Origin of the sequence: Paraburkholderia dipogonis (genome assembly GCF_046027395.1) — a bacterium.
Classification (GTDB): Bacteria; Pseudomonadota; Gammaproteobacteria; order Burkholderiales; family Burkholderiaceae; genus Paraburkholderia; species Paraburkholderia dipogonis_A.
The window spans coordinates 1-15149 of record NZ_JAQQEG010000046.1; the positions used below are offsets into that span (position 1 = coordinate 1).

Annotated in this window: 11 protein-coding genes and 1 pseudogene; 6 read left to right on the plus strand and 6 right to left on the minus strand. The window is 59.3% G+C overall.

Going from position 1 to position 15149, the window contains the following annotated elements; translation table 11 throughout:
• Positions 1 to 222: 222 nt before the first annotated feature.
• Entirely contained in the window at positions 223 to 1548 is a 1326-nt protein-coding gene (locus PQR32_RS34715; protein WP_408238281.1) for an epoxide hydrolase family protein, read from the minus strand.
• Positions 1549 to 2063: 515 nt separating this feature from the next.
• On the opposite strand from PQR32_RS34715, the gene PQR32_RS34720 reads away from it, so the two are divergent.
• Positions 2064 to 3020, plus strand: a complete 957-nt coding sequence (locus PQR32_RS34720) for an enoyl-CoA hydratase/isomerase family protein (RefSeq protein WP_408238116.1) — start codon at positions 2064 to 2066, stop codon at positions 3018 to 3020.
• A gap of 41 nt (positions 3021 to 3061) precedes the next feature.
• On the opposite strand, the gene PQR32_RS34725 is transcribed toward PQR32_RS34720, so the two are convergent.
• The gene (locus PQR32_RS34725; protein WP_408238119.1) at positions 3062 to 3736 is read right to left on the minus strand and encodes a VOC family protein; all 675 of its coding nucleotides are present in this window, start codon (positions 3734 to 3736) and stop codon (positions 3062 to 3064) included.
• Between the two features lie 198 nt (positions 3737 to 3934).
• Between PQR32_RS34725 and PQR32_RS34730 the strand changes: the two are divergent.
• Positions 3935 to 4027 (plus strand): annotated as a pseudogene (locus tag PQR32_RS34730) (VOC family protein); the annotation flags it as partial.
• Between the two features lie 47 nt (positions 4028 to 4074).
• On the opposite strand, the gene PQR32_RS34735 reads toward PQR32_RS34730, so the two are convergent.
• From PQR32_RS34735 to PQR32_RS34745, 3 genes are all read right to left on the minus strand, one after another.
• The gene (locus PQR32_RS34735; RefSeq protein ID WP_408238122.1) at positions 4075 to 5097 is read right to left on the minus strand and encodes a LysR family transcriptional regulator; all 1023 of its coding nucleotides are present in this window, start codon (positions 5095 to 5097) and stop codon (positions 4075 to 4077) included.
• 336 nt (positions 5098 to 5433) lie between these two features.
• Positions 5434 to 5856 (minus strand): DUF3331 domain-containing protein, encoded by a 423-nt coding sequence (locus tag PQR32_RS34740; protein ID WP_408238125.1) that lies wholly within the window; start codon positions 5854 to 5856, stop codon positions 5434 to 5436.
• 396 nt (positions 5857 to 6252) lie between these two features.
• A complete protein-coding gene (locus tag PQR32_RS34745; protein WP_408238128.1) occupies positions 6253 to 6885 on the minus strand; it encodes a DsbA family protein in 633 nt (210 codons plus the stop codon).
• Between the two features lie 475 nt (positions 6886 to 7360).
• Between PQR32_RS34745 and PQR32_RS34750 the strand changes: the two genes are divergently transcribed.
• The 4 genes from PQR32_RS34750 (at position 7361) to PQR32_RS34765 (ending at position 9565) form a co-directional block, all read left to right on the plus strand.
• The gene (locus PQR32_RS34750) at positions 7361 to 7825 is read left to right on the plus strand and encodes a hypothetical protein (protein ID WP_408238131.1); all 465 of its coding nucleotides are present in this window, start codon (positions 7361 to 7363) and stop codon (positions 7823 to 7825) included.
• Between the two features lie 54 nt (positions 7826 to 7879).
• Positions 7880 to 8008, plus strand: coding sequence for a hypothetical protein (locus PQR32_RS34755; RefSeq protein WP_408238134.1), 129 nt, complete (start codon positions 7880 to 7882; stop codon positions 8006 to 8008).
• A gap of 346 nt (positions 8009 to 8354) precedes the next feature.
• Positions 8355 to 9002, plus strand: coding sequence for a response regulator transcription factor (locus PQR32_RS34760; protein ID WP_408238137.1), 648 nt, complete (start codon positions 8355 to 8357; stop codon positions 9000 to 9002).
• Between the two features lie 221 nt (positions 9003 to 9223).
• Positions 9224 to 9565, plus strand: coding sequence for a response regulator (locus PQR32_RS34765; protein ID WP_408238140.1), 342 nt, complete (start codon positions 9224 to 9226; stop codon positions 9563 to 9565).
• 44 nt (positions 9566 to 9609) lie between these two features.
• Here the strand turns inward: PQR32_RS34765 and PQR32_RS34770 are convergent, their stop codons facing one another.
• The gene (locus PQR32_RS34770) at positions 9610 to 15120 is read right to left on the minus strand and encodes a trifunctional serine/threonine-protein kinase/ATP-binding protein/sensor histidine kinase (protein ID WP_408238142.1); all 5511 of its coding nucleotides are present in this window, start codon (positions 15118 to 15120) and stop codon (positions 9610 to 9612) included.
• Positions 15121 to 15149: the final 29 nt, after the last annotated feature.

Sequence of the window (15149 nt, forward strand, 5' to 3'; positions counted from 1 at the left end):
TATCGCGCTGTGCAAGGTGCTCGGCGGAGGATGGGAGTCAACGTATGCCAGACAGGACGGTCTTCATTGAACCGGCGTTCCGTTGCGTGCGACAAGATGTGTGTGTGGCGCGCGTCTTCCCGTCGTCGATTCCCAGTCAATAAGAGGTCAGCGAGCGAGCGTTTTTAGGACCCGTCAGCCCTTTCAACAACGGCCGGGACGACGTCGCCCGCATCTTTGCGCTCAACGCAGCGACCGGAAGCTCACACGAATCTCTTCCGAGAAAACTTGCGGCTGCTCCCAAGCCGCAAAATGTCCGCCTTTGGGAAGGCGGTTATAGTGAATCAGCTTGGGATACGCCTTCGCTGTCCAGCTTTGCGGGGCAGCGTAGATCTCATCGGGAAAGACGCTGACGGCAACCGGAATGGCAACATGCTTCGGAGCAAAGAAGTTGAGCTTGTTTTCCCAATACAACCGTGCCGAAGAAATTCCCGTGTTCGTGAGCCAATAGAGCGTCACGTTCTCGAGAACGTCGTCTCGCGTCAGCCCCTCGGACTGACCGTCAAACACGCGTGCGATAAGTGCCTGGCTGGCAGCGTCGTGGTCGAGCATCCACGCGGCGAGGCCGACAGGCGAATCTTCAATCCCGTACAACGTCTGCGGGCGGTTCGTCATCTCCTGGGCGTAGCCAAGACCGTGCTTATAGAAAAAGTCGAGCTGATCGTACGCGTGCCGCTCGTCGGCTGAGAGGTCGGTCGGTGGCGGGTTGCCGTACTTGAGCGCCTCTGCGATGTTGTCCGGCACGGTGGCCGGCATGTTGGTGTGAATGCCGAGCAGTTCCGGTGGCGCAAGGAGGGCCATCTGCTCCGTGACAGCATTTCCCCAATCGCCGCCTTGCGCCACATATCGTGTGTATCCGAGCCGCTTCATTAGCACGACCCACGCGCGTGCGATGCGGGCAGGGTCCCAACCGGTCGAGGTCGGTTTGCCTGAGAACCCGTAACCCGGGAGCGACGGAATCACCACATCGAATGCGTCTGACGCCGTCCCGCCATGAGCGGTTGGGTTGGTCAGCGGACCGATGATCTTCAACTGCTCGATGATCGAACCGGGCCACCCGTGCGTGACGATAACCGGCAACGCATTGGCGTCTTTCGAACGAACGTGGATGAAATGAATGTCCAGCCCATCAATCTCGGTGACGAATTGCGGCAGAGCGTTCAGCCTCGCTTCGACTTTGCGCCAGTCATAGTCGGTCGCCCAATACCGCGCGAGCTTCTGCATTGTCGCGAGCTGCACGCCTTGTGACGCATCAGTCACGGTCTCCCGCTCTGGCCACCTGGTCGCCTTGATACGCCTCTTCAAATCGATGAGTTGCGATTCCGGCGCGTGCACGCGGAGTGGACGAATAGCGGTCTTGTCACCGCCGCTCGACTTCGCGACTTCAGTAATGGTTTGAGTCGTTTCCGCGAAAGCGAGTCGACTCAAGGAGCCCGCAACAACGGCCGCCGCTGCCACGCCGATAAAACGACGGCGCGATGGGGTTTGGGGAAGGATATCGTCAGCCATACAAGCTCCTGGTGGCAATGAATCAGATGAGGTGGAGCGATGAGCGTGGCGGCAATTCAATATCCTGGGCAGACACGTTCACGATTGTCCAATTGAGCCGTCTATAGAGGCAGCCAGTTGGCAAGCCTCACATCGCTATCGCTTCGACCGGCCGCAAACCGCAGTTCGCAGCAGTTGCAGCGATTGTGTGGAAGTAAGCCCTCCGGGTAAACGACCAGGTTAGAACAACAGTTGTGTCGATCGCGAACAAATCCGTTGCCCTCGACCTTTCTCGCCGCCACTGTGTGCACGATGCGCGAAAGACTGTGGCGAGATGTTATGCAACGATGACAGTGCCGGTTAAGTAACCCGGCATTGCTTCACACCGCTCAATAGGGTGTCCTGATTCTTGATTGACCGATGCAGTCATGCTCATTGGTATCTGCCGAGTGGGTGCCTACACTAATTCGTGTGGACCGGATGTCCCGCGCGTTCTTTCTTTCGGGAATTTCTTCAGCATCAAAAAGGAAGCAAACATGAAACTGACCCACTTGGTCGTGGCACTGGTGGCAGGCCCTCTGTTTTACAACGGCAGCGCGATAGCACAGAACGACCAGGCGAGCGCCGCCGCGAATCAAAGCGCGCCACCGGAAGCCGGCGCGAAGCAGGAGTTCAAGATCAGGCGCGTGACGCCGGCATACTGGCGCGTCACCATCGACCATCCGCCATTCAATATCTTTGGTCCGGAATCCATACCGCAGTTGAACAGCGTGATCACCCAGATAGAGAACGATCCCGCACTGAAGGTGGTGGTGTTCGACAGCGCGGTGCCCGGTTTTTTCCTGACTCACTATGACTTTGTGCCGCCCCTCGAAGTCACGACGCGCATGCCGCCGGGTCCGACAGGCATGCCGCCACTACCCGACATGCTGACTCGCCTGAGCCGCTCTTCCGTGGTGTCGATCGTGTCGATCCGGGGCCGCGCTACTGGCGTTGGCAGTGAGTTGTCCCTTGCATCTGACATGCGCTTCGCCAGCCGTGAAAAAGCCGTACTGTCCCAATTCGAAGTGGGCGCCGGATTCGTGCCCGGCGGCGGACCGATGTCCCGTCTTCCCCGTCTGATGGGGCGAGGCCGCGCGCTGGAAATCCTGTTGAGCGGCAACGATATCAACGGCGAGCTTGCCGAACGATATGGCTATGTCAACCGCTCACTTCCGGATGCCGAATTGGATAAGTTTGTCGATACCCTGGCTCGCCGCATTGCATCCTTCGACAAGCAAACCATTGGGGAGATCAAGCACTTCGTCAACATCGCCACGCTCCCTCCCGATAGCGAGGTTGGGCCACAGTGGGATGCTTTCATTACCTCCGTACAACGTCCAGCGGCGCAGCAGGATATCAGGAGGCTGATGGAACTCGGGTTGCAGAAAAAGCCTGACGTGGAAATTCATCTCGACCGGTACACCGGCAAAGTCAATCAACCGGACAAGTAATTCACGCGCTTCGCGGCTGGCCGAGCTATCAGCCGCCAGGCTCATGTCGGCAATTGCGTGCCGGCCTGCTCAGCGACGATATAGTCGGCATACCAGTCCGGCCAGTTTTCGTCATGCTGTCCGGAGAGTTTCTCATGCTCGCCGTGCGCGGCCGCGGCGCGGCGCAGCGCCCCTGCGAGTTCTATTGCCGAAGCGAATGTCGTGATCCGCGCGTCCACCCTTCCAGGGAGCCGAGTGGTCACTTCCTGAAAGACCCAGCCATTTCCGTCAGGATCGCTGAACGAGGCGAACGAACCATAGCTGCGCCGCTCCGGTTGCGGGCCGCTCACGCGTCCTTCCTCACCCGCATGGTGGAAAAGGCCGCCAGCGTCATGGAAGACTTCGCTCACGTCGATGCCCCGCTCGACAAGCTCTGCGTGCGCCCTGTTTATATCGGACACAATGAGATGGAGTCCCTGCACCGAGCCCGGTTCTTCCGTCGTGACGCCCTTGCCGAAGAGGACCGAGCATTGCGAGCCGGGGGGCGTGAAATGGACAACCCGAAACTGCTCATCCTTCGCGATATCGACGTCGAGCCTCCAACCTAACCTGGCGTAAAACTGCTTGGCGCGATCGACGTCGGAGACTGGGATGACAACGATCTCGAGCTTCATGTCGACCGTCTGCACCGTACCGGCAGCCGTGTTGGCTTCGTTGGATGTCTGTGCATTGCTCATGTCAGGCTCCTCGTATTTCGGTGATTCAAGGGTGACTCATACGTTCTCAATCTCGACGGATTGCCTTCCTGATCTGGTATTCGACTCTATGTCGTGCGGCCTGATCGGATTGTAGTATCCGATGACTTACCAAAGGGGCGGTCTGCCGGCTGACGTATATCGCAAGTAGCGAGGCTTGAAATGAGGACGTTCGCCGACAACCTGGATGAAGGACCAAAGCGGCACACAACGGTGTATGAACCCGGCGGCATCAGACTCGAATTCGAACTCGACTTCGACCCGCGCAGATGATGGCGCAGACTTGCATGTCGAGGGTCTTCATTGCGACGATGCCCGGGTCACCGTCCCACCTGTTCGAACGGCGAAGGCCGCGCATACCGCGCCTCAACGGGCCGCCAACTGTAATCTTCCCGATAGTCCTTCAACGGCAGAACCGTCTCTGCATCCTTCATGTCATACCGAGCTGACGATCTGAAAAACTGGGTGCAATAATCGACGAATGTCCTGAGCCTGGCCGGGAGCAGTTCCCGGTGCGAGTAGAAGAGACAGATCTCAACCTTGCTGTCGAATGTCGTGCACAGCGGCAAGATATGCGTAAGGCGCGCGGCCTCGATATCCTCACGCACCATGGTTTCGGGCAATGCGGCAATGCCCGTCCCCATGAGTGCCGCCGCCCTAAGCAATATCTCGTTCCCGTCCATCGACGACATGGGAGACACGCTCACCCGTGTTTCGCTCTCCAGTAGTTCGACCACGTCCACGCCTTTCTTTCGTGAATCCGTGTCCACCAGGAGAAAGTGATGGGCCAATTCGGCGGCGGCCTTAGGAATACCGTACTGCTCAAGATAAGCGGGCGCCGCAACGAAGATGCGCTGTGACCTCGACAATGTGCGGCGAATCACGGCAGACTGCTCGACCAGATGCGGCGGAAGAATTGCCATGTCGAATCGGCCGTCATACAGGTTTGCGGCCCCCTCCTGAACGGAAACAATCAGATTCACATTGGGAGCAATGGCGTGATAGCCTCGCACCAGGCGCGAAAAGGTTCCGCTCATCAGCATCGGATGCACGATCAGCCGCAGCTTTCCGCTGTCGACTTCACGCGAGCGCGTAATGCGGCGATTCGCTTCGTCGAGTTCCTCGAGCAAACGGCAGCAACTGAGATAGTAGGGCTGTGCCGCCTCAGTCAAAGAAACGGACCTTGTTGTTCTAAGCAAGACCCTCGTCTGGATGCACCCTTCGAGCTTGGCGATCGCTTTCGATACCGACCCGGTGGTCACATTCAGCGATTCTGCAGCCTTGCTAAAGCTTTGATACCGTGCGGCAGCAACGAATGCACGCAACATGTAAAGCTGGTCCATCTCGCACCTCACTGGTCAACGTAGAGATCTGGAGCAGAGTATTCAGGTGCCGTGAATCGTCACTGGCGACACAATCCAAACAGCCGGGAAACGAATGAAGGGTAAGCGCGAACGCCGCGTGGCGCCATCGTCCGATATGGTGTAACGCATCGTGCGCTCGCGTGCTCAACTAATACGTTCGGATGCGCGCACCTATCCAGCCCGAATGCTCTTTCGGCAACTTTTTCGTGGCCTCAGGACGCCGCTATCGCACCGCATGATGTGCTAGCGAGGCGTCGTGGCAGTTCGCGAGGACGAGAATAGAAGCAGGAAATCGGGTGGCGGAAAGGAAAACATCTAGACCTGGTTTGCCTGCAACGGCTCGATCGCATTGAGGGCCGATTCGAGGATCATCGCGCGGGCATTGACCGGTGCAGGTTTCGAGCGCTGCGGATGAAATATGCGGTCCCCGCGCCTGATCCGTTGCCCGCTCAATACGCATATCCCTGATACCTTGGCGTTCGCCGCTCGCCAGACCTGGGCGCCGTAAAAGCAACTCGTCGGATCCCGCCACGCAATTGTCACGGTGAGCGAGGTGGTCCGCTCAATCAGACTCACCCTCAGGTGAGGCAAGCGACTAGTACCTGGCATCGCCTCGAAGCCATAGGACGTGCTGCGTTCTGGCACGGGCGTCGCATCAGCGCCCGCATTGGGGCACCGTAATCCCGATGACAACAGTCGTATCGTCTGAGCCCACGGGTCGACTCGGCTAACCAGCATGGCCGCGCTCCTTATGAATCGAAACGTAACGTTTCACTCTCACTGAACGGGACGCACGCCAGTAACAACACATTAAGCGCACCGAACAGACGTGCAATGACTCAAGCGCCCAGGGACGGTTGCCGCTGCGTCTCTCGATCCCTGGCAATGCTCCCAGCGGCGGCTCGTCAATCTATCGGTCCGTGCGTCCGTGTATTTTGCTCCAGAGCCATGATATGGCGATTGAGGTGTGGATAGAACGCACGCTCAGGAAAAGGGCTTTTTCCGCGGCAACACTTCTCGCATGAGCCCGATTGCTTCCGTGTCTGCGCGTGCTCCGCGCGTCTAAGCCCGGCGATCGGTATAACCGCGTTCTTGCGCGACGTGCCTATGGTCTGCGCCCAGTTGTTGATTCGCTCATGCGGCGATGCGCATGAGCGTCTGTTGAACGCTGGCCGCCGTAGCGTAGCCCGAACTGATCTGCCCAATCTTTCCGTTCAGCTCAACAAACAGCGATGGGAAGCCCGACACGCGCAGGCGGCGGGTCAGCGCGAAATCTGCACGAGTTGCCTGTATCGCTTCGTCCGAGGACCAAACGGTGAGGAACGCATCGGCGTCGACGTTAAACCCTGCAGTTTTCAACGCCGACGCGCCGATCGCCGCCAGAACTTTACCGTCCGTGGTATCCAGTCCATCGACATAGAACGCCCGCTGGAACGCGCCGAAGACCGTCAACAGATTGGCCGCGGGCTTGATCAGACGGGCCGTTACCACGGCGCGGCAGACCGGCTCAGTGTCATAGACAAAGTTCTTCCTCGCAAGCAACCCTTCGCGATTGAACTGCGCGCCGCTCGATTGCTCGACGCGGGCCCAGTGCGTCAGGCGAAACTGCTTGCCCGCGTCGTCCAGAACTTGCGTGGAACCTGCGGCCAGCCCACCGAGCACAACCTGTACTTCAAGGTCGGGCATCGCCCCTACGATGGTTGTCATCTCCTTGTGGAAGCCATAACACCAGGAGCACATTGGGTCGCCTACAAATATGAGTTTCATAGCTGATTCCATTAAATTTCTCTGTTGCGCGGATCCGTTGCGCCGATCTTGAAGAACGCGGTGATACGCCGCCGGGCGCCGTCCGTCGAAAGGATCATAGAACCGAACCGTGATGTCACGAACCGGGCCAGCCTCAATTCACTTTTTACACCGTGTAACCAAGGTCGCCCTGGTCGTCGATAGCTGCATGCAGATACTTTCCTGACGCGCGAGGTGCATCGACCGTTCATACCAAGGCATAGCCGAAGCAACTCGCCCGGATGCGTCCGCGGCTGCATGGCGCGGGCGGTCTACTCGTATCGACATTCTCGAGCCCGGATTTCGCTCCCATTGGATATACGGCCGTATGAGTTCCACACGCTTTTTCAGAGGCCATGCCACCCGTTCGTACAATGTCTTTCAGCGGCTGGGCCGTGTACCTTGATCTCATGGCGAGTGCGACCGTCTCGCGCGCCACCGGCCAGGAGGGCGAGTCGTGAATTCAACGGAAACAGAAAATTCGGTGATCAGTCTGCACGGCGACGCGCTCCCGTCAAAACCGCGCTGGATTCAGACCGACACCGACGCCGACACGGTGAATGCATTCTCCGAGCGCGTATTCAAAACACTGGTACTTGTCGTCTGCGGGTGGTCGTTGATTGAAGCGCCGCTAGAGTTAGGTGTGTCCGACACCCACGCCGGGTTGGTTGCCCTGCTCCTGTCGAAGCTCGTGGTGGTCGGCACAGGTCTCGCTGCAGTCGCCAAAGCACGCTTTGCTCGCGAAACGTTTGCTTTTCTCTGCGGTGCGAGCGTGCTGGCCATCGCACCCGCGCTACCGATGGAATTCAACCATTCCTTCGCGATAGCAGTGTTCTCGTCGATCGAATGCTTCAGCAAGGCTGCGTGCGTGATCGCATTCGGCGTCGCGTCGTCGCGAGAGAAGCAGTCGCGCCGGCAATAGCGTCCTCGACAGAAACGCGGTTGCGCATTGACGCACTTATTTGAGGAGGTGGATATGTCTCGCGTATTGCACAACTGGATTTTTGTCGGCACCAACGCCTACGACGAGTACACCTTCGTCCCGTGGCTCAACAAGAACGTGTATCGGCGCACAGTAGATTTGAGTCGTGTTTGCCTGCTGTAAATCAACGGCGCGCAATCTCGGGCACGTGGCCGGAAGGGACGCTCGGCGTCATTGATGCCATCTCGCCCACTACATGCACATCGAGTCTTCAGGACTCGCGTATCCGAAGGTATGAGTCAATCTTCGGATGCGAAGGATACGACTTCCGTCGCCCCGATCGCTCGATTCGTCAGAAGAAACGGCGTCTTGCTTTATCGCCGCTCAGGCTACCCGTTACGGTGTAAGTTGCCGCTCAACGACATCAGGAAAGACCGTGCGCAACAGGTAGCGATAAGCGCGAGCATTGCTTACTATACGAAAAGTATCGGCGCCAGCTTAGCGTAACGAACTTTTCGAAGATCGAGCGATGAAACATGACAACGTTGGGGCGGGAAGTGAATCATCGCCGGACTCGCTTGTGTATGTGGTCGACGACGACGAGTCCATTCGAGGCGCCCTAACCTCTCTACTCATGTCGGTCGGCATTCACGTGCGGGCGTTCGAATCGGCCGACGATTTTCTAGCCACGGACATGCCGGACGTGCCGAGTTGTCTCATTCTCGACGTTCGTCTGCGAGGCACGAGCGGCCTGACCCTGCAGCAGGAGCCCTTTAAAGAAAGTGTTCGATTTCCGGTCATATTTCTGACCGGGCACGGTGACATTGAAATGTCCGTCAAGGCAATGAAGGCGGGCGCATTCGATTTCATGACAAAGCCGTTCAAGGATCAGGATCTGATCGATACGATCGCCGCAGCGTTGAAAAGGGATAGCGAATTAAAGCGCCAGGAAAGGATCGTTGCGGGCATCCGTCAAACATACGATTCGCTGACAGCGCGCGAGCGGGAAGTCATCAGGCTGGTCGCCGACGGACTATTGAACAAGCAGATTGCCGACCTCCTGTGTCTGAGCGAGGTGACGGTCAAGATCCATCGCGCGCAAGCAATGCACAAGCTGCAGGCGCGCTCAGTGCCTGATGTCGTCAGAAAGTTACAGCAGGTGCTGCCTCTCCACTAAGGCGCCGGATAGCCATTTCTGTATTCGCTGCACTCTCGCCGCCATCTTCATCCGGGATGGATCCCGGCTAATACGAACTGTCACTAAAATCATTCTAAGGTCTTATTGTCGCCTCGTCCGTAGGACTGTAATTTGCCTAGAGGATTCAGCCTTTCTGGATCCTTTCGATGCCGTGCGGACTCGAGATGAGAACAAAGCGCTCTCCTGCAGTTATCGGGGTAGTGGACGACGACGAATTCGTCCGGATGGCAACGTCCAGTTTGCTTCGTTCGGCAAACTGGAGGGTCATTGTCTATGAGTCCGCCAACCATCTTCTAGGTGATACGCGCCGTTCGGAACTGAAGCTCGTTGTCGCGGATATTCACATGCCGGGCATGGACGGTTTTGCGCTGCTCGAATCGATCAAGCTATGGAAGCGGCCAGTTCCTGTCATTTTCATCACTGCCTACGCGACGCAAGAGCTTCTCGAGCGAGCCGAAGCCGGCGGAGCCGCTGGTTTCTTCTCAAAGCCAGTGGACGACGCACGACTGCTCGCGCTGATTGGCGAGATACTGCAGAAGTAACCCGGCCGAAGGTCCGTCCGTTTGTGAGCGTATATCGCGATCGCCTAATCGTTGCCCGGATGCGATACGTCGCCTTGCGCCGGCAACGTGAACTGAAAAGTGGCTCCTCTGGCAGAGTTCGACGTCACCCATAATCGTCCGCCGTGACTTTCCACAATCGAGCGGCAGATCGGCAGTCCCATCCCCAGCCCGTTGGGTTTGGTCGTAAAAAATGCCTCGAAGACGCCTTCCAGATGGTCGGCGTCCAGGCCTGGTCCAGAATCCTCCACGCTAATGCAGAGTTCGTTGGCACCGGACTTGCTGGTTCGGATCAAAAGTGTCCGCTCGCCGACGTCCGTTGCACTCATCGCTTCAAGTGCGTTGATCATCAGATTGAGCATCACCTGCTGCAGTTGCACCCGATCGCCCTGAATCTGCGGCAATCCATCAACGAGTTGGACGGCGAGTTCGACGCCGTGCTTGCTGGCTTCACCTCGCATGAACGCGATCAACTCGAGAATCGCTTCGTTGACGTCGAGGCCGTCCTTTCGCTGCGGCTCCTTTTTAAAGAAAGCGCGGGTGCGGTCGACGATGTTATTGGCGCGGCCGCCATCCGCGACAATCCGGTTGAGCGCCTGACGTACTTCGTCGAGATTGGGCGGGCGCGCCGCCAGCCAGCGCAAGGCCGCCCCGGCGTAGGCAACCGTTGCGGTGATGGGCTGCTTCACTTCGTGGGCAATCGATGCCGATAACTGGCCCATCGTCGCCACACGGTTTGAATGAGCGAGTTCCATCTGGAGTCCGAGATATCGCCGTTCGCTGTCGCGCACGTCCTGTTGCGCCCGCTTCTGATCGGTCAAGTCGAGTATGAAAGCGACGCCCTGCCCTTCGCGATCACCGAACGCCGCCGCACCGACCAGCACGGGCACCCGGCTGCCATCCTTGCGGAAGTATTCTTTCTCGAACGGTTTGGCGCTGCCGGTCGCCGTCAATTCGGCCCTCACCAGTTCGTCGAGGTCGCGCCACTCAGGCGGAGTCAGATCGGGCCACCGGATATGCCCTGAGAGCAGATCTTCCCGGCTGTAACCCACAATGCGCAGAAAAGCGTCGTTGGCTTCGACGACGTTGCCTTCAAAGTCCCAAATGTGGATCCCGATGATGTTGGAGTCCACCAGACGCCGAACCTTTGCCTCGCGCTCCTGGAGATCGGCATAGAGACGGGTGTTCTCGAGCGAAATGGCCGCCTGTGACGCCAGTAAATCGAGCAGCGAGGAGCGGCGCGCCGTAAAAACATGCGAAGTGGCCGTGTTCTCGAGATACAGCAGGCCGCCGAGTTTGCCCTGTCTGACCAGAGGCAGGCAGAACACGGACCGAGTCGCGCCGCTTGCCAGGTAGCTGTCCTGGGAGAACATATTGGGTATCAACGCATCGTCGATGATGACGCTCTTTTGCGTGTGGATCACGTAACGCAGAATGGCGGCAGGGACGGCAGAATTGGCAAGCGGCTCCCGGCTCAACTCGATCCCGTTTCCATTGATGCGCGCCTCTGCCTGGATCCGGTAGCCGTCCGGCTGTTGCAGAACAACCAACAGGCCGCGATCGGCGCCTGCGGTCTGCAGCGCGATCGTCATCAGGCGCTCGATCAGGCCGGTCAGCTCGATCTCGCTGGAAAGGGCTTGCGACGCCTTGAGCAGCGTCGCGGCGTCGAACTGCCGCCAATCGAAGCTAAGTGTCGACGTAGCATTGCTGCCATCCTGATTGGCGAGGCGGGGGAATTGACCGTCGAGTTGCGCGACTTTGCCGTCCGCGCCCCAACAGGCGAAGCAATGACGCGCGTTGCGCAAATACGCGTCGGCGCTCGTCCTGAGACCGCTGCTTAGATAGAAGCGCCCGGCAAGTTCGTTGGCGATGCCTTCGTGATGTAGAAAGCCATTTTCATGCGCGGCGTGGACCGCCTCTTCGTAAAGGCGCATGGCGTCGAGATCGCGGCCCTCCAGACGCGCGAGTTCGGCGCAGACAAGCGCGTAGCGGTTCTGATAGTTCTCCGGGCAGTGCTCCGCCCACATTTCGAACTTCTTCAGTTTCGCTGCAAGAATGCGCCCATAGACTTGCTGCTGTTGCTCGGATGCCTGCGGATAAAGCGCCGTCAAGGCGAGCACATGAAAGAAGTGATAGGTCGGTTCGATCGCCAGCGCCATGACAGAACTGAGGACCGCCTCCGCCCGGTCCGCAGCCTCCAACGCCTCGGCATACCGGCCATCGAGAAAGGCAAGCATGACCTTGATGATGCGATAGACGCCGATCGCGCAGCCGAAATTCGATTTGATGATGGCCTCGAAGCAGGCTGCTTCGTCGAACGTCTCGTCGTTCAGTTTCAACGGTTCAGTCGTCTTGCCGCGGAGACTGACGACAAATTGCCGCTCGACCCGGATCAACTCATAAACCGCGTCGTTGTGGCTCTCCCGCGCGAGCGCCGCGTACTTTTCCGAGAGCGTCTGCACGTCCTCCAGGGCGGTCCCTTTCTCGATCGTCTGCCAAACCGCATTGAATGCGACGTTGCCCGCAAAAACGAGGTCGCCCACTTCCAGGCACGCTGCGGTCGCCCGTTCGAGAACCGGCAGATTAGCTGCAATGTGGCAGCGCCAGAAATTGACATGGGCACCGTACAGGTGAAGCAGCTTTCCATTGAGGCGACGATTGCCGAATTTCTCGTTCAGCTTGAGCGACATCTCTGAAAACTGCACCGCGGTGGGGATATCGCCTATCAGGGACACCAGCATCAGCGCGTAATTGCCGTAAGCAAAACTGGAGTTGTCGGTATTGCCGTGCTGCAAGGAAAGGTTGACCGCCTTGAGGGTGATGAGCGGGTAAAACGCGGGCCGCGCGGCAAATGCGCAGTTCATCGCCTGAAGGAGAAGGTTGACGATCGCACGGATCGCAGGATCCGTCGCTACCGGTACCTCGACCAGTTCGTCGACGCAACGCCCAGCCAGATTGACGCGAATGTCCCGCAATCCGTCGTCGAGGGCCGCCTGAATGTCCTGATCGGTCTCAGGAAAGAGGATGCCGAAATCGCGCAGCGCAACGAGCGCGACTACGAAGCTCTCGTCATATCTTCCGGCGAGCTGATACAACTCGATCCGCAGGCTGAAGACCTTCGCACGATCGAGATTGGAGCGTGCTCTCGCGAGCATCATGTCGACCAGCGCGTCGGCTTCCGCAAAATCGCCGGCCAGATATTCGCACTCCGAAAACGCGAGATAGAGCTCGAACGTGCTGTCGTAGCGCTGCGTCCACGCGTCGGGCGACAGCAGCGCCACGCCTTCCGCCAGATAGCTGCGAGCGGCCGCGTAGGCGGTCGAATTCATCGCGCGCCTGCCCGCGATGAGGTTCAACGCAACGACCTGCTCGCGCTCCGACCCCGCCAGGATCAGCGCCGCGCCGCGATTGAGATGGTTGACGATATCGAAGATGGCATCCTCAAGCGCTTCTGGCGCGGTCCGCGACACCAGCGCCCGGCCAATCCGCAAATGCGCGGCGGCCCGCTCGTCGGCGGGGATCAGCGCATAAGCGGCCTCCTGCACGCGGTCGTGTGCAAATTCATAGGCGTTGGCCACGCGAAAAACGAGGCCCGTCCGCACGGCTTCCCACAGGTTCGCGTGCATTGTCTCTTCTGATCCGCCCTGAACCCACGTCAGCGCGATGACTTCAGCGATGTTGCCGAGACACGCCAGTTGCCCCAACGCGTCGCGCGTCAGCGGAGACAAGCGGCTCAGCTTCGCCGCCATCAGATCGGCGACGTTCTCGGTAAAGCCCTTCGCACGAATGCGCGGCAGATCCCAGCACCAGACCGTGGCGCGTTGATCGAATGTGAGCAGATCTTCATCGTCGAGCGCCGTTAGAAACTGGATCGCGAAGAACGGATTGCCGCCCGTCTTCTCGTGCACCAGTTGCGCGAGCGGCCCGGCCGTCGCGCTGTCGCAGTGAAGCGAATCGGCCACGAGTTGCGTGACGCTGTCCGGTGTGAGCGGCGCGAGTTCTATCTGCTGCACCTTCCCTTCGGCGTGGCTGATCGACTCGAGCGTGCGCGCAAACGGGTGCGACGCATCCACCTCGTTGTCCCGGTAGGCGCCGACCAGCAGAACATGCTTCACGTCCGGATGCGTGACGAGGTGTGCAAGCAGGTCGAGTGTCGCCGTGTCGACCCATTGCAGATCGTCGATAAACAGCGCGAGCGGATGCTCAGGTCGCGCAAACACGCCGAGAAAACGTCGAAATACCATCTGGAAACGGTTTTGCGCATCCTGCGGCGGCAGAACCGGCGCGGGTGGCTGCTCCCCGATGATGAGCGCAAGCTCGGGGATCAGATTCACGATCAGCTGACCGTTGGGCCCGAGCGCCTCCATCAGCGCGTGCCGCCACGGCTCGACCTCTGCGTCGCTCTGGCTCAGCAGGTTGCGTACGAGCGTCTGGAAGGCTTGTGCAAATGGCACATAAGGGATGTCACGTTTGTACTGGTCGAACTTACCGGACGCGAACAGGCCGCGTGGCGGCACCAGCACCCTGTGCAACTCGTTGACGACCGACGACTTGCCAATGCCCGGATAGCCCGAGATAAGCACCAGTTCGACCGCTCCGCTACTCACGACACGATCGAATGCTGTCACGAGCGCGCCGATTTGTGCCTCGCGTCCGTACAGTTTTTCGGGGACCAGCAACCGGTCGGACGCGTCGTGCGCACCCAGCGGGAACGGGTCGATGCGGTGGTGCGCCTCCCATGCCACGAGGCACGACCGAAGGTCGGCTTCGACACCCGCCGCGGTCTGATAACGGTCCTCGGCGGCCTTGGCGAGGAGCTTCAGCACGATGCCCTCGAGCGCCTTCGGAATACCGTCGACACGCTCGCCTGGCGGTGCCGGCCTGCGCGCAATGTGGCAATGAATCCATTCCATCGCGTCCGATGCGGTGAACGGCAGCGACCCGGTCAGCATCTCGTACAGCGTGACGCCAAGCGAGTAGAGATCGCTGCGCGTATCGATCGAGCGGTTCATGCGGCCCGTCTGCTCGGGCGCCATATACGCGAAGGTCCCGGCCACGATCTCCGGCGGCGCGGGCGGCTGATGTTCGTGCGGCAGTTGCGAGGCAATGCCGAAGCCGGTGAGCCGTACGTTGCCGTTCCCGTCGACGAGCACGTTCGCCGGCTTGATGTCTTTGTGAACGAGACCACATCGATGAACATGGCCGACTACCCTCGCCAGATTGACGGCGATGCGCAAAAAACGCGTGAGCTCCAGCGGCCGGCCGAGTGAGCGGTGCAGGGGCTCGCCGCCGTCGTCGTCGAGAACGAGCATGGGCGGCTCTCTGCGGCGGTAGAGCGCGAGCGGCTGAGCCGCCCAGCTGGAATCGAGCAACGAGGCTAATCCGTATTCGTGCTCGAGCCGTGTAATGCTCTGCGAGGCCGTGCGGGTGGCGACCAGCGCGAGCACCGAGACGGGATGGCGGGGTCTCCGGGCGCGATACAGGGAGAAGTCGCCGTCGTCATGCAGCGGCTCCAACTCATATCCGGTGAGATCCACGGTGGACTCCACTGTCGACCGGAGCGAGT

Bases quoted from the DNA above. Each gene is read 5' to 3' on its own strand.
- PQR32_RS34715 (WP_408238281.1), bottom strand. From the start codon at position 1,548: ATGGCTGACGATATCCTTCCCCAAACCCCATCGCGCCGTCGTTTTATC.
- PQR32_RS34720 (WP_408238116.1), top strand. From the start codon at position 2,064: ATGAAACTGACCCACTTGGTCGTGGCACTGGTGGCAGGCCCTCTGTTT.
- PQR32_RS34725 (WP_408238119.1), bottom strand. From the start codon at position 3,736: ATGAGCAATGCACAGACATCCAACGAAGCCAACACGGCTGCCGGTACG.
- PQR32_RS34735 (WP_408238122.1), bottom strand. From the start codon at position 5,097: ATGGACCAGCTTTACATGTTGCGTGCATTCGTTGCTGCCGCACGGTAT.
- PQR32_RS34740 (WP_408238125.1), bottom strand. From the start codon at position 5,856: ATGCTGGTTAGCCGAGTCGACCCGTGGGCTCAGACGATACGACTGTTG.
- PQR32_RS34745 (WP_408238128.1), bottom strand. From the start codon at position 6,885: ATGAAACTCATATTTGTAGGCGACCCAATGTGCTCCTGGTGTTATGGC.
- PQR32_RS34755 (WP_408238134.1), top strand. From the start codon at position 7,880: ATGTCTCGCGTATTGCACAACTGGATTTTTGTCGGCACCAACGCCTAC.
- PQR32_RS34760 (WP_408238137.1), top strand. From the start codon at position 8,355: ATGAAACATGACAACGTTGGGGCGGGAAGTGAATCATCGCCGGACTCG.